The sequence below is a fragment of the Methanosarcina barkeri 3 genome (genome assembly GCF_000970305.1).
Taxonomy (GTDB): Archaea; Halobacteriota; Methanosarcinia; order Methanosarcinales; family Methanosarcinaceae; genus Methanosarcina; species Methanosarcina barkeri_A.
Genome location: NZ_CP009517.1, coordinates 2,660,796 through 2,682,463 on the forward strand (window position 1 = coordinate 2,660,796; position 21,668 = coordinate 2,682,463).

The following is a 21,668-nucleotide window of genomic DNA, read 5'->3' on the forward strand; positions in this document are numbered from 1 at the left end:
CGTTTACTAATGATAATTTTTACTAACGATAATTTTCTTGAAAATGTTTTTACTAACGACAATTTTTACTAACGATAATTTTCTTGAAAATGTTTTTACTAACGACAATTTTTACTAACGATAATTTTCTTGAAAATATTTTTATTAAATTATCATTTTTTCAGCTATTCATAATATTTTCGGATATACAAAAACTATAAATAATTACTGTTACATTTCATAGCCAAGCAAAAAATTAGTTTAGCCGAAAATATTGTGGTGGTACAAAGGTGACAGAAATCATCGATAAAACCCTCAACATGCCGGAAATAAGTCAGAGAGCTCGCGTTATCCGGATAAAAAGTAAGGAAAACTCTTGCAAGCAATCTCTTGATATGGGCATGGTTCTAGGGGCAATCCTGAGCGCAACCAAAAAAGCCCTATTGAGAGACTCTGTCGATATTAAGTTGAAAGAAAACCTATCTTTCAGGAAGCGGGGAGCTGAAATTATAGTTGTTGAACAGCTGGAGGGTTTTAATTTGACACCACAAATGCCTCTTACGAATCAAGGCTCACTTTACCTATCATATCAACACGGGAGGAATTTGTAATGATGCCGTTAGTACTGGCACAGATTGGAGAATCAAATCGTATCAAAGCGTTTTGGGGACAGGAGAAAATAAGAAATCATCTTGAAAATCTTGGCTTCACCGCTGGTAGTGAAGTATGCGTACTGTCAAAAACATTTGGTAATGTGATTGTAAGCATAAAAGATAGTCGAATTGCAATCAGTGAAGAATTAGCTAAAAAAATTATGGTATAAAATACTTCAAAAATTTCAAAATATTGCTAAAAAAGAGGCTTATGAATATGGCATCGTTGAGAGAAGTACCGTGCGGGCAAACAGTCACTGTAGTAAAAATTTGCGGAGAAGGCGCTCTCAAGCGCAGGATAATGGATATGGGCATTACAAAAGGAGTGGAGATTTTTGTACGTAAGGTAGCTCCGCTTGGAGACCCGGTTGAAGTGAAAGTAAGAGGTTATGAGTTATCTTTGCGGAAAACTGACGCGGAAATGATCGAAGTAAAATAACACGCTAAAAATGAGAATGAAATCTCCGATTTTTTACTCACGAGGTTAGAAACTAACTTTAGATTCTTAAAGGAGGTATAAAGTTTGCCAGTCACAATAGCGCTTGCCGGAAATCCGAACTCCGGTAAGACCACAATGTTCAATGCCCTTACGGGATCATCGCAGCGCGTCGGTAACTGGCCTGGCGTTACGGTTGATAAAAAGGAAGGTAGGCTTAAAAAATATAAAGATGTAACGATAATCGACTTGCCGGGTATTTATTCTCTTTCCCCATATACGTTGGAAGAAGTAATAAGCCGAGATTATTTGGTGAATGAAAAACCGGATGTAATTATCAATATCGTTGACGGGTCAAATATCGAACGAAATCTCTACTTGACTACACAGATACTCGACGTGGGCATTCCAGTAGTGATCGCTCTTAACATGATCGATATTGTAAACAAAAGTGGGGATATAATTGACATTAAAAAACTCTCAGAAACTCTTGGTTGCCCGGTTATTGAAACATCCGCGCAAAAAGGGACTGGCCTGGAAGTACTTACTAAAAAAGCGATTGAACTGGCAAAGGCCGGGAAAAAAGGAACTTTCAAACGTCAATTTTCGAAGCCTGTAGAACTTGCCCTGTCCAATATTGCCGAACTAATCAAAAACAATGTGCCAGACGAAAATCTTCGCTGGTATTCCATAAAGTTTTTTGAACGGGATGAAAAGGTACTAGAGCGAATCACGCTATCCGATGTTATAAAAGGAAAAATCGAGCAAATCATTCTTGCCTGCGAAGAAGAGCTTGACGATAACAGCGCATCCATTATCGCATCAGAAAGCTATGAATATATATCTGATGTAGTACGCTCCTACGTAAAGAAGTCTCATTCAGGCACGACCTTATCCGATAAGATTGATTCCGTTGTTACAAGTCGCTGGCTTGGTCTTCCGATATTTGCTGCAATTATGTTTTTGGTTTATTACGTATCAGTTTCAACTGTCGGGTCATATGTTACGGATTTTACCAATGATATGTTTGTTGGTGAATGGATACAAGCACCACTTGCAAATTGGCTTACATCAATCGGAACAGCAGAATGGATGATCGGCCTTATTGTGGACGGCATCGTAGGAGGCCTCGGCGCAATTATTGGATTTTTACCGCAAATGCTTATCCTGTTTTTCTTTCTCGCCATTCTGGAAGACAGTGGCTACATGGCGCGTATCGCCTTCTTGATGGATCGCATTTTCAGGAAAATAGGTTTGTCGGGCAAAAGTTTCATTCCATTACTTATCGGCACGGGTTGCGGGGTTCCTGGCATTATGGCTACAAGAACTATTGAGCAACAAAATGACCGGCGTATGACGATTATGACAACCACTTTCATGCCATGCGGTGCAAAACTGCCTCTTATCGCACTTATTTCCAGCGCTGTATTCGGCGGTACATGGTGGGTAGCACCTTCAGCGTACTTTCTTGGCATAGGCGCAGTGGTTATATCCGGTATTATTTTAAAAAAGACAAAGCTGTTTATGGGTGAGTCATCCCCGTTTGTTATAGAATTACCCGCCTACCATATCCCAATGGCCGGAAATGTCATCCGAAGCATGTTTGAACGCGGTAGCTCATTTGTTAAAAAAGCTTTCACAGTATATACGTTAGCAAGCATTCTCGTATGGTTTGGCGCCAGTTTTGGCTTCGTAAACGGAACCTTTGGATTAGTAGACAACCTTAACAACAGCGTGCTACATAACATTGGCAATTCTTTAGCGTTAATCTTCGCTCCTCTTGGATTTGGGCGATGGGAAACTACTGTGGCATCCATTATGGGCCTGGCAGCCAAAGAACAGGTTGTAGGAGTATTTGGCGTTCTCACATCCATTGGTAATGAAGATTTGACCCTTGAGATGGTTGATTCTGCGAATGTTGGAGGATTGTCTCCGATTGCGGCCCTATTTTCGAGTGAAATTGCTGCATACTCATTCCTTATCTTCAACTTGCTTTGCGCTCCCTGCTTTGCGGCGATGAATACTATCCGTACCGAAATGAACAACTGGAAATGGACGGTATTCGCAATAGGTTACGAGTGCATATTTGCTTATGTCATTGCGCTGATTTTTTATCAGCTTGGCACGTTCTTCAGCGGCGGCAGTTTTACCGCAGGAACGGCGGTAGCGTTTATTCTTCTTGCCGTACTTCTCTTTATGTTATTCAGGCCTGCACCAAAACAACATGATATTGAAAAATCCGATTCCAACTTATCGGCAACTGCGGGGGTGAGTGAGTGATTGCCTGGATAATTGCCAATGCTGCAACAATCCTGATAGGTACACTCCTTCTAATCTTTATAGTGTTTACCATAGGGTATACAGTCAGAAAAGCGAAGAAAGGCCAATGCATCGGCTGCGCAGGTTGTAATGTAAATGATTGTGGTAACAACGATTATATTATTCCCTGCAGCAGCCTATCGTCCAACAAAAAAAGGCAAAAATAACTAAAAACTAAAAAAAATTTCTCTGTAACCTTAATTTTCGGGACTGTAGAGGAAACCTGGTTTATCGATTAATTATCGATGTCCGGGTGCTATTTGCAGAAAAGTTTGAGGAAATGGACAGCGATTGAAGATCTCAAACCTGCTCTGTTCCTTGGCTTGATATTTCTTGCATATACATGAGCTGGGAAATAAATTCGAACTTATTAAGCAATGAGGAGGAAATAGATCAATGGTACTGGGATACATGTACGTGTTAAAACAGATAGCAGAAGTAGAAAAAAAAGGCAATATATCTTTGAGTGAGATATCGAGACATCTGAAAATGAGTACGCAACAGCTTAAAGGTTTGCTCGAAATAATGGAAAGAATGGGTCATGTTGAGAAGGTTCAGGACAATAACTCCCTTCTCTCCCCTGTCTGTTCCGATTCATGCAAAAGTTGTGGATGTTTCGGGTTTTTAGAAAAATCTACTATCTCAACATGTACGGTTTACAAACTGACCGAGAAGGGAAAAAGGATCTGTCATGAACAGACGGTTGTGTCTGAGATCTCCTGAGGAATAAAAATCGAAGAGTGCCGAAGAGTTTATATGACAACCGAGTTCAAGTCACTGACACTGTAAGACTTAATCACAACAAACATTTTTGCGTACTCTTTTTTTAGTACCATGGTGCCAGAATGTTTTTGGTTTCAAATCCTGCGCTTACATATCTGATGCCTGTTATTATCGCTTACTTTTACCGGATTAATTTATATTCTGCTTCTTGCAAGGGTCCATCATTAACGATTACCCATTATTATTTTTAATACATCACGGATTCATCTTTTCTTCATCGAGCACGTCCACAGGACTTAACATTTCATAGAGATTATATAAAATTTTGATGAGATTTGGTTATGTATATATTTAGATCTTGATATGAGATTTGGTCGTGTCCTTGAGTTCTGGATCAATTCAAAAAAAGCGTGTGTTCCTGACGTATTTAAGATAAACGCAGAGAGATCTTTATGCACATGGTTTTTAAAAACCACACTCATTATCAGATTTTTACCTTTCGTCATAAATTTTTTAATATTAATTATTTCATTAAAAAATACAGAGATATTTTAAATTCATTGGATGAAGGTAACAACTTTCACCTTCTACCCACCAGCCTATGGCTGTAGAGGAAAGAGACTTTCCTCCTTAATTAACTGATTTTCCCTTCTGAAGAACTTTCATGTCTCTGACCGGACGTTGTTTCAGAATAATTCTCGAAGTCTGTAAGATCTCGAATAGAAAACAAAAAAGAATTTTTCGTAAATACAAATAATACCTATTTTACAAACGTTATTAGATTTTCAAAGAATATTTCATATTTTAGTATAATTTTCAGATATACGAAAATTATAAGTATTTACTGGTACATTTCAAGTTCACAGAAAAGAATTCGTACCTAAAAATAAATTTTGTCAATATAGTGCAAGTCCGAAAAAGCAGAAAAGCCTTTCAGGCGCGAAAAACAGGACAAAAGCTCATAAAAAGCCCATATTAAGTAAAACTGAAGGAGGTTTTGAGCAAAACAGTGAAACAGAGGTTTATTGGAAAATAAAAGGATTAATTCGACTCCGAAATAATGATAATTAGAAAAATTTGAGTTATAAAGTACAGAATACGGTTATGATGCCATTCTGTTGATTCGTTATCATTTGTAAAAAGAGGACTTGAACAGGTTAGCGTATGCTATCGACTAAAATACCGACTATTTAACATTTTGGTAAATGATCCCCAAGAAAATGACACGAAGAGGAGTTTACTATGGAAAAAATACATATTACCTTAAGTAATCAGCAGCAATTGAGAAGAATTATCTCCATGCTGCTGACGGTGACAATAATTTTTTTATTGTTCCCGGTCAATGCGTATGCCTACGATTCTACAGTGGAAAACTGCACCAGCACTACGATCATCAACTGCGCGTCAGAAAACGCATCCTATGCGGATGGGGAAGAAACAGGAGTATTGACCCGAACAACAGGAATATTGGTAGTAGCGCACGGCTCTCCGGAAGATAAATGGAACCAACCTGTACGGGATGCCGTAGAAGATATTGATTGCCCGTACCCGGTAGAATTGGGTTTCCTGGAACATGTTGAGGGAGAAGACATCGGAACAGCAATTGCCAATCTGGAAAAGCAAGGTGTCGAACATATTATCACCGTGCCGATATTTGTGGCCTCGGCTTCGGATCATATTGAAGAAATCAAATACATCTTGGGACTCCCCAGTTCCATTAAGGAAAAGGAAGCAACTGAGGCAGGGTTGAAAGTAATTTCTCACAATGCTGAGATTGAAATGACACCAGCCCTGGACGACCACCAATTGGTAGCGGAAATTCTGGATGACCGTATTGCAACGGTTAGCCAGCAGGCAGACAAGGAAATTGTAGTGTTGGCCGCTCACGGGACCTCTGACGCGGCAGACCTGGCCGTTTGGAAAAAGAACCTGGCTTCTTTAGGGCAACAGCTCAAAGAGAATTACAAGTTCCTGAATGTTGATTATGGCTTTGTGGCACTGGGCGAACCTAACATCAGGACGGTTGTAGAAGCCAAACAAAAGGAAAATCCCGGAGCTTCCATTATTGTTATGCCTGTGATGCTTTCCGAAGGCACGTTCACAGGTACCAGGATTCCTGAAGTTCTAGACGGATTAACTTACTTATATCCGGCAGAAGGACAGCGTTCTTTACTGCCTCACGATGACATTTCTAATTTGATCGTTGCCCGTGCCTATGATGCCATGGGAGTTTTTGCAGGAGGAAACGGAGCAGAGAATTCTCCTTATCAAATCGCAACAGCAGAGCAGCTTGATCAGGTGCATAACTACCTGAATAAGGACTTTGTTTTGACGGCGGACATCGACCTCTCCGGCTACAAAAACTGGGAACCAATTGGTGCTTTCAAGCCTTTATCTGAAAAACCGGAGGATGAAGAGACCCCGGATCCGGAAGTGGCTTTTACGGGAACCTTTGATGGTAATGGGCATACAATCTGCAATGTGGCCATTAATCAACCTGAGGGCATGTCAGTAGGTTTGTTCGGATGCATTGTCGGAAAACAGAATAATCCCTGCTCTATATCCAACCTTAAGGTGAAATGCGCTAATGTGATTGGAAACTTTTGTGTCGGCGATGTCATTGGCTTTCAATATGGGAACTGCATCCTGGAAAACATAACTCTTACCGGCAATAATACGGCACGAGGTAATATCTACGTAGGTGGTATTTTGGGTGGCAGCGATATGGGTAACGACTCTGCAGAACTGAAAGACTGCAATGCTGCAGCTGATATCGTGGTTTTGGGTGATTTTGGAAATTCGGCGGGTGTTTTAGGTGGCGCTCTGAATGCTTGCTCAGTAATCAATTGCACTGCAACAGGCACGGTAACCGGGGAAGGTGATGAATATTTTGCACTGGGCAGCCTGATAGGCGGCGTGTTTGAGGGAGTTGCCGTTATAAACTGCCATGCTGATGATGTTTCTATCACTGCTTCGGGTGAAAACGATACCATGATCGGTGGACTTCTGGGTTATGCGGGAACTTATGATGAGGATGCCCCTACACAGATAGCCGAATGCTCGACGAATGTTACTATGAAAGTGTCGGACAGCACTGAACGCGTAGGTGGGTTGATAGGTGGCAGCTTTTATCATGATTTGTATGCTGATGCAAGACCTATACCTGCATCTTATGCGATATCCTGTTGTGCTACTTCAGGTAGTATCATCGGTGGTGGAAACGAAGTCGGAAGTATCGCTGGTTATGCTTACAATTCTACCGTGAAAAACTGTACCAGCACTATGACCATTAACTGTGTATCAGATCACGTACCTCAGGTAGGACTATATGAAAGTTCATTTGCTGATGGCAATGAAACAGAATCTGACTCTTAAAATCCCATGGCAGTTAAGAAGCAAATAAACGCGACACTTATTGATACTGCAATAGGATTTTTTATTACATTTTTGAAGATTTTCGTTTGGGAAAGCTTCCCAAACTCCTTTTTGGAAAAAGCTTGTTAGCATAACAGACTTTTGAATTTATGGCAAATAATTTTCCAGTCTTTTTAAAAAGCTTTAATGTAAAGACACGATTTTTTACCTTTTCCTCTATCGTTAGGACTCAAAAAAAGAACTGTGATATTTCCCTTAAAACAAATGAGAATTATTGAAGTGATTGCTTAAGGAATTGTTAATACCTAGACCTGCTAATACTTGGACCTGTTAAATACTGGACCTGCTAATACCTGAACCCGTTAATACTTGTTTTTTCTTTTCAAAGAATTATAAAGTCCTCTCATTCAAGTCCTATTTGTTATAGTTTAGGGTTTACGCAGTTGGACTTAAAAACCAGCAGCATCAAACCAAACTGTATAAAATGTAGCTTTAATCTGCAATCTTTACCGTGATTGATTTTGTTTTTTAAGTGCCTAAGTCCTGATAGTTAACAGAATTTATTAAACTCCTGGCGAAGTGTAAAAATTCATTTTGTAAATACGAATAAGGTACCATATATAGAAGAAAATTGATTATAAAGAATAAATTTGATAATAAAGAATAAAGTTAAATGGAAAGAATGAAGTTGATAATAGCAATAATAATTCATAATTAAGCATAATTTTCGGATACCCAAAAATTATATATATCATCCAGTCTATTTCACATATGTAGTAAAGATTAGTAAGACAAAATATATTATGTCAATATAATAAGAATATCAAAAAGTAGATAGAGCACTGAACACGCTGGAAAACAGGCCAAAAATCTATATTGCTCGTAAGTGAATTTTTAATGGATATTTTTGGAGACTGTTTTGACTGTAACCAAAGAACATCATTACAGAGTATTAAAGAACCTGGCGAGTTCAAGCTGAACATTACAGCCTATCTCTTGGAAAATGGAGGTGAAAATGAAAGTTATTGAAACGGAAAGAGATTAACTTATCTTTTTGTATGCCTCTTAAAAAACTGTCTGTAAAATATTGCATAAATGCATAAATGTGAAGTTAGTAGGTATGGACCTTAAAAAGCGGTTAAAAGATGAGCTGTGAGATAAATATCCGAGAAGTGTGCCAATTTCTGTAAATCAAAATATGAGAAAATGCCATATACGAAGAACAGACCACAACCAGTACTCAAAAATTTGATTTATAATTTACAGCAAATTTATAACACTGGAATATTTTAGAATTTTACAAAAGTTTCTATGTATTCCGAAATCTCGGAATTGAGTATTCAACAGCTTAAATGAACGCTTGAAGGTCGCCAGGTGATAGAAAAATAGAGCACGTTGAAATGTAGCAGGTAACGGTTCCGTTCCATTCCTCCTGCTTTGATTCTTGCAAAATGCAGGTTTGAGATGTTTCGGAAAAACCTGGTTTCAACGTTTGGTTTATATGAACTCAAAAAAAAGAGAGTGCTATAAACAGACAAAAAGAATATAAAAAATCAATAAATGTAGACTGTCGAGTTCAATAGCCAAAGTTCCTCCTGAACAAATGCTGGCAAATAGACCACACAATGAATCACTCCATAGGATCAAAAACTGGATAAATTTACTACATAGCTTTAGAACATTAGGGCAACAGGTTTCAAACATAGGCTTTTGAACTCTTCAGGACCAATGGAAAGGAAGAACAGGACAGTGATACCTCCTATAACTTGGACACACACTCCCGGAAAAAATCCGTTCTGTGTCTTCCTCCATTAGAACTTCTACACTACTTGATCTCCTAAACTGCCTTATTAAGTATAAACTCTAAATTTGTGCTCAAAAATGGTGATATAAAATGGAATACGAACTGGAAGAAGTTGAGAGAGACTATATCGAATTCAGAAAAGAAATAGGAGAAGATTAGAACGGAATAAGAAGTCATATCTGAAAATAAAGACGTGTTTACAAACGTATTGCTGAAAAACAGGACTTACTCCTTTTGAAAAACAATTATCTGACTGTTTCCTGATAATGTTTTAGAAATAATTAAAACATTAGAGGATTTCGATTAACCCTAGATTTTTTTCTTCACGGGAATTCCTTTAATTTCTCAATTTAATTCTCTACTAAATTCCTCATTTTATTTTTCCTTATCCTTAATTTTGATTTTAAAGATAGCTTCCGCTATCTTCAATACACTCCTTTTATTTTCAATGTCTTTAGTTGGTGTAGATTATAACAGAAAGCCGTATACAGCATCTTTAAATTTACTCTTTTAACCGTAGTAACAAGAACTTTTCCCGCTTTGAATGTCTCTTTCGTTACTGCGTATACTCGTTCTCCTGGAATTCTTTTTGAGCTAATTCTCTTGTTTCTTAATATATCTTTTATTCCAAGAGCGTGTCCCCTGACTGCTCTTTTCATTGTTGCATCATAACCTTTCGATTTTGCTCCAAAGTATCCTCTGTCCCTATAAACCACTTCATCCTCCTCTGACAAATCTACCTGAGAATCATGTACAGATGCAGTTGTTGTTTTGAATCTTCTTATCAACTCATAATCTCTATCTATTATGCTATGGAGCTTATATCCAAAGTGAGACTTTCCTCCCTTCTTTGTCCAGGTTCCATCTTTACTCCTTCTTGTTTTTGCCTCATTTCCTCGAGGTTTCTCAGCTTTTGCATGTCCTGGATCTGAATGGATAAAAGTGGCATCTTGAATCATTCCCTTTTTTATTTTTAGTCCAAGAGCGTCAAGCTGATTTTGCAACTGTTCCCATATTTCTTCTTCTTTGCCATTTTTAATTATTCTCTCCCTGAATAACCATACAGTGGAACTATCCGGTATGTATTCTGGAAAACCAAGGAATTTTCTAAAAGAAATTCGATCAATGCATTGCTTCTCAAGCTCAGGGTCAGAAAGACCATGCCATTGCTGTAGAACAAGCATTTTAAAAATCACAATGACATCAGTTTCAGGCCTGCCGCCTGAAACTGTTTTGTTAGAATACATTGACTCAAGAATAATACGAAAAGGTTTCCAGTCAATTAAGGAATCAATCTCAGCAAGTTTATCTCCAACAGATTCAAGACGTTTGTATTCTTCTTTAAGAGCAAAATCAGTAAGGGTTTTCATGAATATAGATAAATGTGAACAGATTTAAAATAAACCAGGATTGAAAGCAAAGCATAGGTTTATCGAAGTTCTCATTAGATCGTTTACAGGAAAAGCTTTATTAAAACGTTCTCACTATTCAAGTTTCAATTCCTCTTTAATTCAACTAATTACCCTTTAATTCAACTAATTACCTTTTGTTTAAATAATTCCCTTTATTTCAACTAATTATCCCTTGATTCGGCTAATTTCCTTTAGTTCAACTAATTGTACTCTAGTTCAACTAATTGTTCTTTAGTTCAACTGATTATCCTTTGGTTTGGCTAATTTCCTTTAGTTCAACTAATTGTCCTTTAGTTCAACTAATTTATCTTTGTTCAACTAATTTATCTTTGTTCAACTAATTTATCTTTGTTCAACTAATTTATCTTTGTTCAACTAATTTATCTTTGTTGATTTTTAATCTATAATTAGCGTTTAAGAATGTACTCTCTTCAAACTGTATGAGTAAAAAGTAAATTTCATATGTTCACTGAAAAACTCAAGAATTAATTAATTCAAGAAAACACGCTCAAAAAGCACGTTTAATTTCATAACTGTATGATGAAATTACATGACGATTATCCAGTTAGAAAGTTTTCCCTTGAGTTGAAGAGGATACTTAAAAACTATTGTTTATATAGATGGCACCCGTTCAATACAGTATCCTTATATGTCTTTTCTGCATAATTAAATATAATAATCGAATAATATTCGATACGCAAAAAGGGTTTGAGTTTTATGACAACGGAAAGAGATGAAGATTACCTGAAGATTATCGCTTCAATTGTTGAAGAAAAAGGATATGCCAAAGTTAAAGATGTAGCTAAAGAGCTGGAACTCGGCCCATCGACTGTAACTGGCATGTTCAAAAAACTCGACAAGGAAGGTTACATAAACTATGAAAAATATGGAGGGGTAACCCTCACAGAAAAGGGAACCGAAATCGCACATAAGACTAAAGAGACATACGGCATGCTCAAAGAATTTCTCATGCATCTTGGGGTTAGTGAGACAATTGCAGAGGAAGATGCCTGTAAGATTGAGCATATCCTGAATCCAAAAACTGCAGAAACATTTAAAAAATTTGTAGAATTCACAGCTCAAAAAGAAGAGCCAAAAATCTGTATAGAACATTTCAGGCATTTCGTTAAAACAGGAGAATATGTTCACTGCTCCCCAGAAACAAGAGATAAATGCCCTGTTCACGGAAAAAAGAAATAAGAGATTTTCGTCTATCTTTTTGGAATTAAAAGTAATTGTTTTTGATCAATAAGTTTGCAAGTTATTGAATTTGGATTTTCCAGGAATTGTGTTTGTGTTCATTACTTCGTTATAACGGACTTTATTTGGAAACAGGCTATCAATGGACCTGGGTGGAGCAAACATTCTAAATGTTAGATCTTTAGCATTGAATATTTAACATTGAATATTTAACGTTGAATATTTTCTTTTTACAATTTTTCATATGAAATGGCAGAATATTAATATTACTTTATTAATATGACCTTTCAAGTTTTAAATCCAGATCTTTCAGGTTCCAATAGAATTAATACCTGGTAATTAATCTGAATTTTAAATCCCTGGTAAAAAATCTGTATTTTATTTACTCCTCAAGCTATGATTCTAACTTTCTAATTATCGTTAATTTGTAAATCTCATTAAACCGTGAATGCTATTAATAAAACAGCTAATTTATGATCGCCATGACAAACACACCAAGGCTTATCGCATGGGAACTGACTGCAGGGTGCAACCTGAACTGCATACACTGCAGGGGAACTTCCACCTCCTCCGTTCCAGCAGGTGAACTGGTTTGAATGTCAATATAAATAAATGTAGAGTCGTCCGTAGAGTCATGAAGTTCGTTTTTTTACATTGTGAAAAACATCTGCAATAACTGTAGCCTTATAAGTTTTCTGCCCATAGCCTCAAACAATCAAAGATCTGTGAATAAGTATGGATTCAAAAAAGTGCAAAAACAGTAAGCTTGAAGATTTCATCAAGAAAAATTCATAACGGACTAAAGGAATTAAGTTATGAAGTTCAGATCAACTTTCCAGGCTCACCTGAACTCCACATGCCCAGAGGCACGATTATGTTAGCTTTGCGTATATTAAAAATTTAACATGTGTTGATAGTATATAAAACTATCCAAAGGTCTTAAGCTAGTGCTATAAGAAATGCTGTACTGAGAAGGTGCAGACAACAGGGGTTCTTTCTTTTACTCTTTCAGAGATAGAATCGGTATATCCTTCGGTTACCACGGATGATATACCGTGTATATGGTCTGCTTCTTTAAGCATTCTTAACTGATTGTTGTAGACATCAAGGATCTTCATACCTTTATCCTTGAGGACTTCAGAATCGTAAAGACATCCGATTTCTTTTAACAAAGGAATGGGAATTTCTTCGAGGTAATGTTTCAACCAGAAATGCTTAAATTTATTAATTGCCCAAAATATTACAAAAGAGTCAGCTATTCCTGAAGCCACAATTTTCCCTGCTGACGTCAGGAAATACTCGTGTCCTTTTGTTTCTATCAGATGATCTGCTTCGAGTTTCCTGAGCTTTGGAATTAGTGCCTGAGACGTACTTCCGGTAATTTCACGCAGCTGGGGAAGTTTTTTACTGCCCTCGTTTAATGATAGAAGTATCTCTGTTAGAAGTCTTGATCTATATATTGCCTGAACGCCATCATCCATCTTCTTATAAATTTCGAAACCGTTCATTTCCGGTCTCCGCATCTATAGATTTTTTTCCTCGCCTTCTTATTAAATTGTTTTGACGTAATATATTCTTTTCTTTTGTTGAGGCATGTATATTGCTATTATTTTTGTCAATTTTATGATTTAGTTAAGAAAAGAATACCAGATTATTTGCTAAAAGTAGGTCGAACTTCAGATGTCAGTTAGAGCTCTGAAATTTCGTTATTTTTGATGAAAAATAGAATTGGTTTAACGAATGTTAATCATGTTGATGAAAAATTCATCATCGAAATAAATATATAGAAGAATATTATGAGAGATTTTTGAATGTGAACTTCAAACAAACCTTCCAAAGCACATTTGAAGTTCACATGCCCTGAGGCAAGGGTTTGTGTTAGCTTTATGAATACTTAAAGCTTGCTTAATCTTGCCTCCTGGGATAACTGAACTGAGAGGTGAATTATGATGTTACGAAATAGAAAAATTGCCGTAAATATGCTAATTGCGGCAGTTTTGATAATGAACATACTGTTAATGCCAGTGGTATCTGCTTACGAAACTCCTGACTATGATTGGAAGCTGAAAAAAGCGGTCTCTTATGGTGGAATAAATGCATATACAGCTGCTACTGTTGGTCGTTTTACTGCACCATATATTCCTTCAAGGAACGCATATGAATACAATTACCGTATAACTGGCGTGGGAGAAACACGTACTTCTAGCGGGGGATCTACAGCAGCGTGCAGGGTTCAGGCTGTTGAAATAAAAGAATTAGAAAATAAGGCAAACCAGGCAATGTGGACTAGCACAGATTCACAGCGCATAGGTGCATGGCCCAGATCTGACGGTAATAGTGCTTATTATGCAGACGTTGCCTATACAATATCTTCTATTGCAATCAGTTATATAAACTCTTATGCAAATTTTGCTATTTCAGCGGCTACTCTTGTATCTTCTCTGCTCAGCGGTTGTGATGAGCAACAAGATGGGGAGACTATATGGCGAGAGTGGGAATATGATCCAGATAAAACAGACGTTGGACATTTTTTCTGGTGGCTTAATGACATCAAGCCGGGTCAAACGGTTAAATTCTCTGTAGGAGACTACTTATTTGGTCCATCTTATGAAGTAGCAGGTGTTAAATGGACATTTACCGTAACGGCTCCAAGTCGTGCTCCGAGTAAAATGACTGAAGTAGAAAAGAAAAAGTACGGGATAGAAGTAATTCCTTTGAATCAACTGAAGACGCGTTCAAGTGAGCTTAATCTAGCCCCGGAAACAGTCGAAGAGTTGATTGAATATGGAGAACCTGTGTATGTTGCACACAACCTTCCTGTTGAAGTGGTTTCATGTGAGCCTATTGATAAAGAAGAAGTAATCTCTAAACTTCTGGAAGGCAGTAAGTATTCAAGGAAGGAGTTGTTCGGACCTGTAAACCCATTTGTTAATAAAACAAATAAAAGTGAGGAATCTCTTTCTTGAAAAATAAAATCTGGACTGTTTTAATAGTTGCTATATCCCTTGCAACTATTTTATTTTTCTTTTACGAAGTAGATAATCGCTCCGATAATTCTTCTGGAAATAATTGTGGAAGGATTAACAGACAGCCTGGATCAGAAATACTAAGAAAAATATACGTAAATGACAGCAATTTTCAAAACCTGACAAAAGGAAATTATTCAGGCTCAGGTGGAATCTTCAATGAAACAGGGGAATCTGTAGCATATATCAGGATTAATGGCTCGTATATTCACGAAGCCACTATTGAGATGCAAAACGGGACATTAAAAGCCATTGGGCCGGATGATTCCCTGGAAGATCTTTATAGGGAAGCTGATTCCCTGAACGGGTCCGTAATATCCGTTAATTCGCAAATCACCGGTGGAGAATTCTATATAATAACTATCGACACGCCAAACGAAACAGTGAAATCCATTGAGAAAGTGGACAAGTTGCCTGAATGGACAGGAACTGAAGAAGTAGTTTCAGAGGAACTTATTGGTAAGTAAAAATTGGTTTCCATTTGAGTTATTTACGTTCGAACTGTTCCCATTAAGGTTTCTATAAACCCAAAAAGCAAAGAGGGACTGAGAAAGCCCAATCAGATTCTAATAATCGTCAAAAGATAAAGAAAAGCTGTGTTTGTGCCCCCTCTTTTCCGCGTTTTTTTCACTGTTAATCATTTAATGATAGAGCCTTCAGTCCTCCCTTAGACGGAGACTTTATCTTTTTTCTCTTTTACAAGTAATCATCTGAAATGAGAGAATATTAATATTACTTTATTAATATGACCTCTCAAGTTTAAATTACATTAACTCGGTCAAACTGAATCTCCCCCATATTCAGCCCTTAGATTATGATTTTAACTTTCAGATAATCGTTAATTTGTAAATCTCATTAAACTTTGATTGCCATTAATAAAAACAGCTAATTTATGATTGCCATGACAAATACACCAAGGCTTATTGCATGGGAACTGACTGCAGGATGCAACCTGAACTGCATACACTGCAGGGGAGCTTCAACTTCCTCCGTTCCGGCAGGTGAACTTACAACTGAAGAGGCTAAGCATTTCATTGATGAAGTTGTAGGGCTTGGAAAACCCATTCTCATTCTTAGCGGAGGTGAGCCTCTAACCAGGCCTGACGTTTTTGAAATTGCACGGTATGGCACCGATGCCGGACTTCGAGTCGTGCTTGCAACAAACGGGACTCTTCTTACACCTGAAGTTGTGGAGAAACTAAGAGCTGCCGGAGTGCAGAGGCTCAGCATTAGTATTGACGGAGCAAGTGCAGAGACGCACGATAATTTCAGGGGCATGCCCGGGGCTTTTGAAAGAACGCTTGCAGGCATTGAAGTCCTCAGAAGAACCGATTTTCCTTTCCAGATTAATACTACAATATCTAAGCGCAACCTTGATGAAATCCATAAAACTTTTGAGCTTGCAAAAGAGCTTGGTGCAGTTGCATATCATGTCTTTTTCCTTGTGCCCACAGGCAGGGGAGAAGAATCCGATGAAGTTTCCCCAGCAGACTACGAGCGCATTCTACACTGGTTTTATGAAATGCAAAAAGAGTCGAAAATCCAGCTAAAAGCAACATGTGCCCCCCATTATTTCAGAATAATGCGCCAGCAGGCAAAAAAAGAAGGCATTGAGATCTCGGTTAAAACCCACGGCTATGAAGCAATGACAAAAGGCTGCCTCGGAGGTACAGGTTTCTGTTTCATATCAAGTGTGGGTAAAGTCTTTCCTTGCGGCTACCTGCCTGTGCTTGCCGGTGATCTAAGGGAACAATCCTTCAGGGATATCTGGGAAAATTCCGAGGTCTTCAGGAAATTAAGAGATCCCGAAGAGCTTAAAGGAAAGTGCGGGATATGTGAATATAAAAAAGTCTGTGCAGGCTGCAGGGCAAGAGCCTATGCTGCTACAGGTGACTATCTCGAAGAAGAGCCTTACTGCATATACAGGCCCAGAAAAAAGTGATCGTGATCGAGATGACTGACATTGATAACTTAAAAGATCAACTCCGAAAAGAGGCTGCCGTTTTTTCCTGTGATATGGATCCTTATGACGGGGAAGTTCCGGTAATAGAACTTGATGAGACGGATAAAAGAATCCTCAACCTTATCCAGCAGGAAATCCCCCTCGAAGTCGAACCTTTTGCAAGGTTAGGTGAGATTCTCGGGCTTCCGGAAACTGAGGTAATTGAAAGGCTGCGTGAACTCAACAGGAAAGGGGCAGTAAGAAGGGTAGGTCCTGTCCTCAGCACGAGAAATATGGGGGGCGTAAGTACTCTTGTAGCCCTGAAAGTGCCCGAGTCCCGCATAGAGGAAATTGCTATTTTTATTAACGAGTATCCCGAAGTTTCCCATAATTATCTCAGAAGTGCCGCACAATATAATCTCTGGTTTACGCTTTCGGCTCCAAACAAAGACAGGCTTGAGAGGATTCTCGGCGAAATTCGGGAGAAAACCGGCTGTCCTCTGCTTGATCTTCCTACAAAGCACCTGTTTAAGATTCAGGTAAAATTTGATATCAGGTGAAATTATGGATAAAACGGATGTAAAACTGCTAAAACTCGTGCAGGACGGAATTCCTATCACTCATTCCCCTTTCAAAGAGTTTGCTTCTGAACTTGGAATCAGTGAACAGGAGGTTGTAGACAGGCTTAAAAATCTCCAGAAAGCTGGGAAGATCCGCCGCTTTGCGGCTTCAATAGGACACAGAGCCATAGGCATAAAAGCCAATGCAATGTGTGTCTGGAATGTTCCCGATGAGCAGATCGAAACGGTAGGGAATATCATGGCTGAATTTCCCGAAGTTACGCACTGTTATGAACGCCCCCGCTATCCTGACTGGCAGTATAATCTGTTTACAATGGTCCATTCCTATAACCCCGAAGACTGCGAAAAAGTAGCTGAGAAGATTTCGGAAGCTACAGGAATTAAAGACTACACCCTTTTCTTCAGTGAAAAAGAGTTCAAGAAAACAGGAGTCAGGCTTTAAGTATTAAATAAGTATTAGATAAGTATGAAATAAATATTAAATAAATATTAAATAAATATTAAATAAATATTAAATGAGTATTAAATGAGTATTAAATAAGTATTAATTATGTGTGTTAACTAATTACTTTTATATTTTGAGGTCCCTAAAAATGGCTGAAAAAAATAATTTTCTCCCCCTCATACTTGACCTTTCAGGCAGAAAAATAGTGATTTTCGGAGGTGGGTCTGTCGGGGAACGTAAAGCCGAACTTTTCTGTGGCTGTGCGGACACTATTGTTGTCAGCCTCGACTTTTCCGAAAGGCTGAAGGAACTTGAGGCATCAGGGCAGATCTGTCTTTCAAGGCTTGACCTTGCGGCAGCAGAAGACTCCAAACTGAGGGAAATCATTTCAGGGGCTTTTCTTGTTATTCCTGCAACCAGCAGTTCCGAACTTAACCGGAAGATTGCTGATATTGCAGGGGAAAGCGATATTTTGATTAATCAGGTAGACACTTTAGGTAATGTCGTAATCCCATCAGTGATAAAAAGGGGAGACCTTGTAATCGGGATTTCCACTCTCGGGCACAGTCCTGCAGTCTCAAAATATACCCGCAAGCAAATTGAAAGTGTGATAACCCCTGCATATTCCGACATGATCCGGCTTCAGGATGAGCTCAGGAGTTACCTCAAGCAGCATGTAACAGAACAGAAGCAGAGAAAGACAATTCTCTGGAAAATTCTGGAAAGTGAAGCCGTATGGAATGGTTTCTCCGAGTCTTACGAAAAAGCCGCTGAAAGAGCATACGCAATAATTTCAGGTTACCTGGAAAATTTCGACAGATAAAAAGATGACCTAAAAAGATGACCTGAATCAAAATATTCTGCAAATGGAAGATTTAAATAAAATAATACGTAAACAAAATTCGTTTGTGAAAAAAGGCTTAGGAGTTGCGGACAAAGCTTAATTTACAACTCCTTATATTATTATTCTATTCCTGTATTCATTCTATCCGGAGGCTCTCTGTGACAGAAATCTCAAGTATGGTTATATCCCATAAAAAAGCAAAAGTTGAGGAAATGGAGTCCGCCTGGCACGGAGATCTGGACGGCTTGCTCCAGCATTTATATAAACATGAATACGTTTATGAGTGTGTTGTCTTAAAAACCTGCAATCGTGTTGAAATTTACGTTGTTTCCCCCAAGAGCAGCAGTATTCTTTTCTCTTTTGCAAAGGAAATGGGAGCTTCCACTCATATTATGGACTTCTATGGGCATGACGAATCCCTTGAACACCTGCTCAGGCTTGCTGGCGGACTTGAATCTATGATTGTTGGGGAAGACCAGATTCTCGGGCAAATAAAGGAACTCTACGCCTATTCCAAAAAATCGGGAACGACGGGAAAAATCCTTGACACTGCCTTTGATAAAGCTATTCAGGTAGGAAAACGTATCCGTAATGAAACACGGATCAATAAAGGGTCGGTGTCCATAGGTTCTGCAGCTGTGGATCTTGCAGAGGAGATTCTGGACGGACTCACAGGAAAAACGGTGCTCGTGATAGGGGCAGGAGAAATAGGAGTCCTTGTAGCAAAGGCCCTGGCTGAAAAGGATATCGAGGCAATCTACATTGCTAACCGTACCTTCAAGAAAGCTGAAGAAATTGCCTACGAACTGGGAGGGTACGCAGTCAGGCTCAATGATGTCCAGACTCAGCTTAAAAATGCTGATGTTGTAATTAGTGGTACAGGTGCTCCTCATTACATTTTAACTCGGGAAATAGTTGAAAAAGCCATAAAAGACCGGGATAAAACCCGTAAACTTCTCTTAATTGATATAGCAAACCCCAGGGATATCGAGGAATCAGTTGCTGAACTCGACAACGTGGAACTATGCAATATTGACAATCTCAGAGTGATCAGTGAGAAGACGCTTAAAATGAGGAAAGAAGAAGCTAAAAAAGCCGAGGCTATAATTCAGGAGGAGATTAAGCTTTTAAATCTCCAGTACAAACGCCAGAGAGCCGATAGAATCATTTCTGACCTTTACAAGCAAATTTACGATGTAAGGATACGAGAAAGGGAAAAAGCAGTTAACAGGCTCTGTGCTTACCATACTATAGGGGAAATCGAAACCGAGGTGCTTGACGATCTCACTCATTCCATCGCAAACAAAATTCTTGCCGAGCCTACCAAAGTTCTCCGCCAGGCCGCAGAACTCGGAAACGACGAGTTCCTTGACGTAGTTTCAAGGATCTTCTGCCTTGAAAAAGACAGAGTAAAGGTGGAAAAAATGAAACCTGATTGCGAGAAAATGAAATCCGACTGCGGGATAAAGGTAGAAAAAATAAAACCCGATTGCGAGAGTGGGATAGATAGGATTTCTGAAAAAAGTAACTAATAAAAAAGGATCAGAAGTTACTAAAATTTGCAGATAATTCGCAGATGATTTACACATAATTCACAGATGATTTACACATAATTCACAGATATTTTACAGGTAATTCATAGATAATTTACAGGTAATTCATAGGTAATTTACAGGTAATTTACAGATAATTCATAGATAATTTACAGGTAATTCGCAGATAATTTACAGATAATTCGCAGAGAAGTGATCAAATGTTTCCAGATGTCAGGTTAAGACGATTGAGAAAAGGAAAGATCAGGAACCTTGTGCGTGAAACTACCTTGTCCGTAGACGACCTTGTTCAGCCTATTTTTGTGAATGAGACTATCGATTCTGCTGTTGAAATTCCTTCCATGCCCGGAATATATAATATTCCTCTCTCCGAGGTTGCAAATGAGGCAAAAGAGATTGCAGAACTTGGAATTCCGGCGGTGATCATTTTCGGAGTTCCTGCATTTAAGGACGCGGAAGGCAGTTCTTCGTATGGGGAAACCGATGTTGTCCAGGAAGCTGTCAGGAGAATCAAAGCTGAGCTTGGAGACGAACTTGTTGTGATCACGGATGTCTGTATGTGTGAATACACAAGCCATGGACACTGCGGAATTGTTGATTTCGAAACGAAAGAAATCCTGAATGACCCTACCCTTGAAGTACTCGGAAAGATTGCAGTAAGCCACGCAAAGGCAGGTGCTGATATGGTGGCCCCGTCGTGTATGATGGATGGGATGGTAGAAGCTATCAGGCAAGCACTTGATTTTAGCGGGTTTGAGAATATTCCGATCATGTCCTATGCCGCAAAATATCATTCATGTTTCTACGGGCCTTTCAGGGAAGCCGCTGAGTCAGGATATTCTTTCGGAGACCGTTCTACCTATCAAATGGACCCTGCAAACGGCAATGAGGCTATCAGGGAAGTAACTCTTGATGTAGCTGAAGGCGCAGATATAATAATTGTAAAGCCAGCTCTTCCTTATCTTGATATTATCTACAGGGTCAAGACGGACTATGGGATGCCAACTGCTGCATACAATGTAAGTGGAGAATACTCCATGATCAAAGCCGCCGCAGCTAATGGCTGGCTTGATGAAAAGAAAGCAATTTACGAATCCCTCATCTCAATCAAAAGGGCAGGAGCCGACATTATCATCACCTACTTTGCAAAAGATGCTGCCCGCATGTTGAAGTAAGTGCCTCTTTTTCAGGCGCTCCTTCTTTTTAAGACTTATTCCATTTTTTCCTCTTTCCACCTTTCTGTCTTTCAAGTCTATTGCCCATTCCACTTACGAGCCTACCAAGTTCATCAATAACTGCTTAATAGAGGGAGGCTCTGTTATAAGATAAAAAGTGAACACAGTAAGGTGTAAAGCACCTTAACTTAAAGTGCAACA

Annotated in this window: 18 protein-coding genes and 1 pseudogene; 17 read left to right on the plus strand and 2 right to left on the minus strand. The window is 38.7% G+C overall.

The genetic code is table 11. From position 1 onward, the window contains the following. The first annotated feature begins 269 nt into the window (after window positions 1-269). The 7 genes from MSBR3_RS10695 to MSBR3_RS18950 all read left to right on the plus strand — a co-directional run bounded on the left by MSBR3_RS10695 (window position 270) and on the right by MSBR3_RS18950 (window position 7,485). Window positions 270-590, plus strand: a complete 321-nt coding sequence (locus tag MSBR3_RS10695) for a FeoA family protein (RefSeq protein ID WP_155396795.1) — start codon at window positions 270-272, stop codon at window positions 588-590. Further along, a complete protein-coding gene (locus MSBR3_RS10700; RefSeq protein WP_048108067.1) occupies window positions 590-802 on the plus strand; it encodes a FeoA family protein in 213 nt (70 codons plus the stop codon). The genes MSBR3_RS10695 and MSBR3_RS10700 overlap by 1 nt, the downstream gene beginning before the upstream one ends. 47 nt (window positions 803-849) lie before the next feature. Beyond that, window positions 850-1,071 (plus strand): FeoA family protein, encoded by a 222-nt coding sequence (locus MSBR3_RS10705; RefSeq protein ID WP_048108069.1) that lies wholly within the window; start codon window positions 850-852, stop codon window positions 1,069-1,071. An 84-nt stretch (window positions 1,072-1,155) separates the two neighbouring features. Further along, entirely contained in the window at window positions 1,156-3,348 is a 2,193-nt protein-coding gene (feoB, locus tag MSBR3_RS10710; RefSeq protein ID WP_048108071.1) for a ferrous iron transport protein B, read from the plus strand. Then, the gene (locus MSBR3_RS10715; RefSeq protein WP_048108072.1) at window positions 3,345-3,554 is read left to right on the plus strand and encodes a FeoB-associated Cys-rich membrane protein; all 210 of its coding nucleotides are present in this window, start codon (window positions 3,345-3,347) and stop codon (window positions 3,552-3,554) included. The genes feoB and MSBR3_RS10715 overlap by 4 nt, the downstream gene beginning before the upstream one ends. A gap of 229 nt (window positions 3,555-3,783) precedes the next feature. Next, window positions 3,784-4,110, plus strand: a complete 327-nt coding sequence (locus MSBR3_RS10720) for a FeoC-like transcriptional regulator (protein WP_048108074.1) — start codon at window positions 3,784-3,786, stop codon at window positions 4,108-4,110. A gap of 1,281 nt (window positions 4,111-5,391) precedes the next feature. Next, on the plus strand, window positions 5,392-7,485 hold the full coding sequence (locus MSBR3_RS18950; RefSeq protein ID WP_196296941.1) for a sirohydrochlorin chelatase: 2,094 nt from the start codon (window positions 5,392-5,394) through the stop codon (window positions 7,483-7,485). 2,229 nt (window positions 7,486-9,714) lie between these two features. Here the strand turns inward: MSBR3_RS18950 and MSBR3_RS10730 are convergent. After that, window positions 9,715-10,659 carry an IS5 family transposase gene (locus MSBR3_RS10730; protein WP_048108076.1) on the minus strand — a complete coding sequence of 315 codons (945 nt, stop codon included), beginning with the start codon at window positions 10,657-10,659 and terminating at the stop codon, window positions 9,715-9,717. A gap of 759 nt (window positions 10,660-11,418) precedes the next feature. Between MSBR3_RS10730 and MSBR3_RS10735 the strand changes: the two genes are divergently transcribed. Further along, window positions 11,419-11,901, plus strand: a complete 483-nt coding sequence (locus MSBR3_RS10735; RefSeq protein ID WP_048108078.1) for a metal-dependent transcriptional regulator — start codon at window positions 11,419-11,421, stop codon at window positions 11,899-11,901. A 473-nt stretch (window positions 11,902-12,374) separates the two neighbouring features. Then, window positions 12,375-12,491 (plus strand): annotated as a pseudogene (locus tag MSBR3_RS21625) (radical SAM/SPASM domain-containing protein); the annotation flags it as partial. Between the two features lie 360 nt (window positions 12,492-12,851). Here the strand turns inward: MSBR3_RS21625 and MSBR3_RS10740 are convergent. Further along, on the minus strand, window positions 12,852-13,409 hold the full coding sequence (locus tag MSBR3_RS10740) for a helix-turn-helix transcriptional regulator (RefSeq protein ID WP_230627404.1): 558 nt from the start codon (window positions 13,407-13,409) through the stop codon (window positions 12,852-12,854). Window positions 13,410-13,847: 438 nt separating this feature from the next. Here MSBR3_RS10740 and MSBR3_RS10745 point away from each other — a divergent pair, with 438 nt between their 5' ends. The 8 genes from MSBR3_RS10745 (at window position 13,848) to hemB (ending at window position 21,467) form a co-directional block, all read left to right on the plus strand. Next, window positions 13,848-14,867: a hypothetical protein gene (locus MSBR3_RS10745; RefSeq protein WP_155396796.1), complete on the plus strand. Its 1,020-nt coding sequence runs from the start codon at window positions 13,848-13,850 to the stop codon at window positions 14,865-14,867. 47 nt (window positions 14,868-14,914) lie between these two features. Continuing rightward, on the plus strand, window positions 14,915-15,394 hold the full coding sequence (locus MSBR3_RS10750) for a hypothetical protein (RefSeq protein ID WP_048110367.1): 480 nt from the start codon (window positions 14,915-14,917) through the stop codon (window positions 15,392-15,394). Between the two features lie 425 nt (window positions 15,395-15,819). After that, entirely contained in the window at window positions 15,820-16,869 is a 1,050-nt protein-coding gene (gene ahbD / locus MSBR3_RS10755) for a heme b synthase (protein WP_048108082.1), read from the plus strand. Window positions 16,870-16,880: 11 nt separating this feature from the next. Next, the gene (gene ahbA / locus MSBR3_RS10760; protein WP_048110368.1) at window positions 16,881-17,429 is read left to right on the plus strand and encodes a siroheme decarboxylase subunit alpha; all 549 of its coding nucleotides are present in this window, start codon (window positions 16,881-16,883) and stop codon (window positions 17,427-17,429) included. Between the two features lie 4 nt (window positions 17,430-17,433). Next, window positions 17,434-17,892, plus strand: a complete 459-nt coding sequence (gene ahbB / locus MSBR3_RS10765) for a siroheme decarboxylase subunit beta (protein WP_048110369.1) — start codon at window positions 17,434-17,436, stop codon at window positions 17,890-17,892. Between the two features lie 151 nt (window positions 17,893-18,043). Continuing rightward, complete coding sequence (locus tag MSBR3_RS10770) at window positions 18,044-18,718, plus strand: precorrin-2 dehydrogenase/sirohydrochlorin ferrochelatase family protein (protein WP_048108083.1); 675 nt, start codon at window positions 18,044-18,046, stop codon at window positions 18,716-18,718. Between the two features lie 179 nt (window positions 18,719-18,897). After that, the gene (hemA, locus tag MSBR3_RS10775) at window positions 18,898-20,271 is read left to right on the plus strand and encodes a glutamyl-tRNA reductase (RefSeq protein ID WP_048108084.1); all 1,374 of its coding nucleotides are present in this window, start codon (window positions 18,898-18,900) and stop codon (window positions 20,269-20,271) included. A 221-nt stretch (window positions 20,272-20,492) separates the two neighbouring features. Then, window positions 20,493-21,467, plus strand: coding sequence for a porphobilinogen synthase (gene hemB, locus MSBR3_RS10780; protein ID WP_048108085.1), 975 nt, complete (start codon window positions 20,493-20,495; stop codon window positions 21,465-21,467). The last annotated feature ends 201 nt before the right edge of the window (window positions 21,468-21,668 follow it).

Excerpts from the sequence above, each read along its gene's own strand:
- MSBR3_RS10700 (WP_048108067.1), top strand. The coding sequence starts at position 590 with ATGATGCCGTTAGTACTGGCACAGATTGGAGAATCAAATCGTATCAAA.
- MSBR3_RS10705 (WP_048108069.1), top strand. The coding sequence starts at position 850 with ATGGCATCGTTGAGAGAAGTACCGTGCGGGCAAACAGTCACTGTAGTA.
- MSBR3_RS10720 (WP_048108074.1), top strand. The coding sequence starts at position 3,784 with ATGGTACTGGGATACATGTACGTGTTAAAACAGATAGCAGAAGTAGAA.
- MSBR3_RS10730 (WP_048108076.1), bottom strand. The coding sequence starts at position 10,659 with ATGAAAACCCTTACTGATTTTGCTCTTAAAGAAGAATACAAACGTCTT.
- MSBR3_RS10735 (WP_048108078.1), top strand. The coding sequence starts at position 11,419 with ATGACAACGGAAAGAGATGAAGATTACCTGAAGATTATCGCTTCAATT.
- MSBR3_RS10740 (WP_230627404.1), bottom strand. The coding sequence starts at position 13,409 with ATGAACGGTTTCGAAATTTATAAGAAGATGGATGATGGCGTTCAGGCA.
- MSBR3_RS10745 (WP_155396796.1), top strand. The coding sequence starts at position 13,848 with ATGATGTTACGAAATAGAAAAATTGCCGTAAATATGCTAATTGCGGCA.
- ahbD (WP_048108082.1), top strand. The coding sequence starts at position 15,820 with ATGATTGCCATGACAAATACACCAAGGCTTATTGCATGGGAACTGACT.
- ahbA (WP_048110368.1), top strand. The coding sequence starts at position 16,881 with ATGACTGACATTGATAACTTAAAAGATCAACTCCGAAAAGAGGCTGCC.
- ahbB (WP_048110369.1), top strand. The coding sequence starts at position 17,434 with ATGGATAAAACGGATGTAAAACTGCTAAAACTCGTGCAGGACGGAATT.
- MSBR3_RS10770 (WP_048108083.1), top strand. The coding sequence starts at position 18,044 with ATGGCTGAAAAAAATAATTTTCTCCCCCTCATACTTGACCTTTCAGGC.
- hemB (WP_048108085.1), top strand. The coding sequence starts at position 20,493 with ATGTTTCCAGATGTCAGGTTAAGACGATTGAGAAAAGGAAAGATCAGG.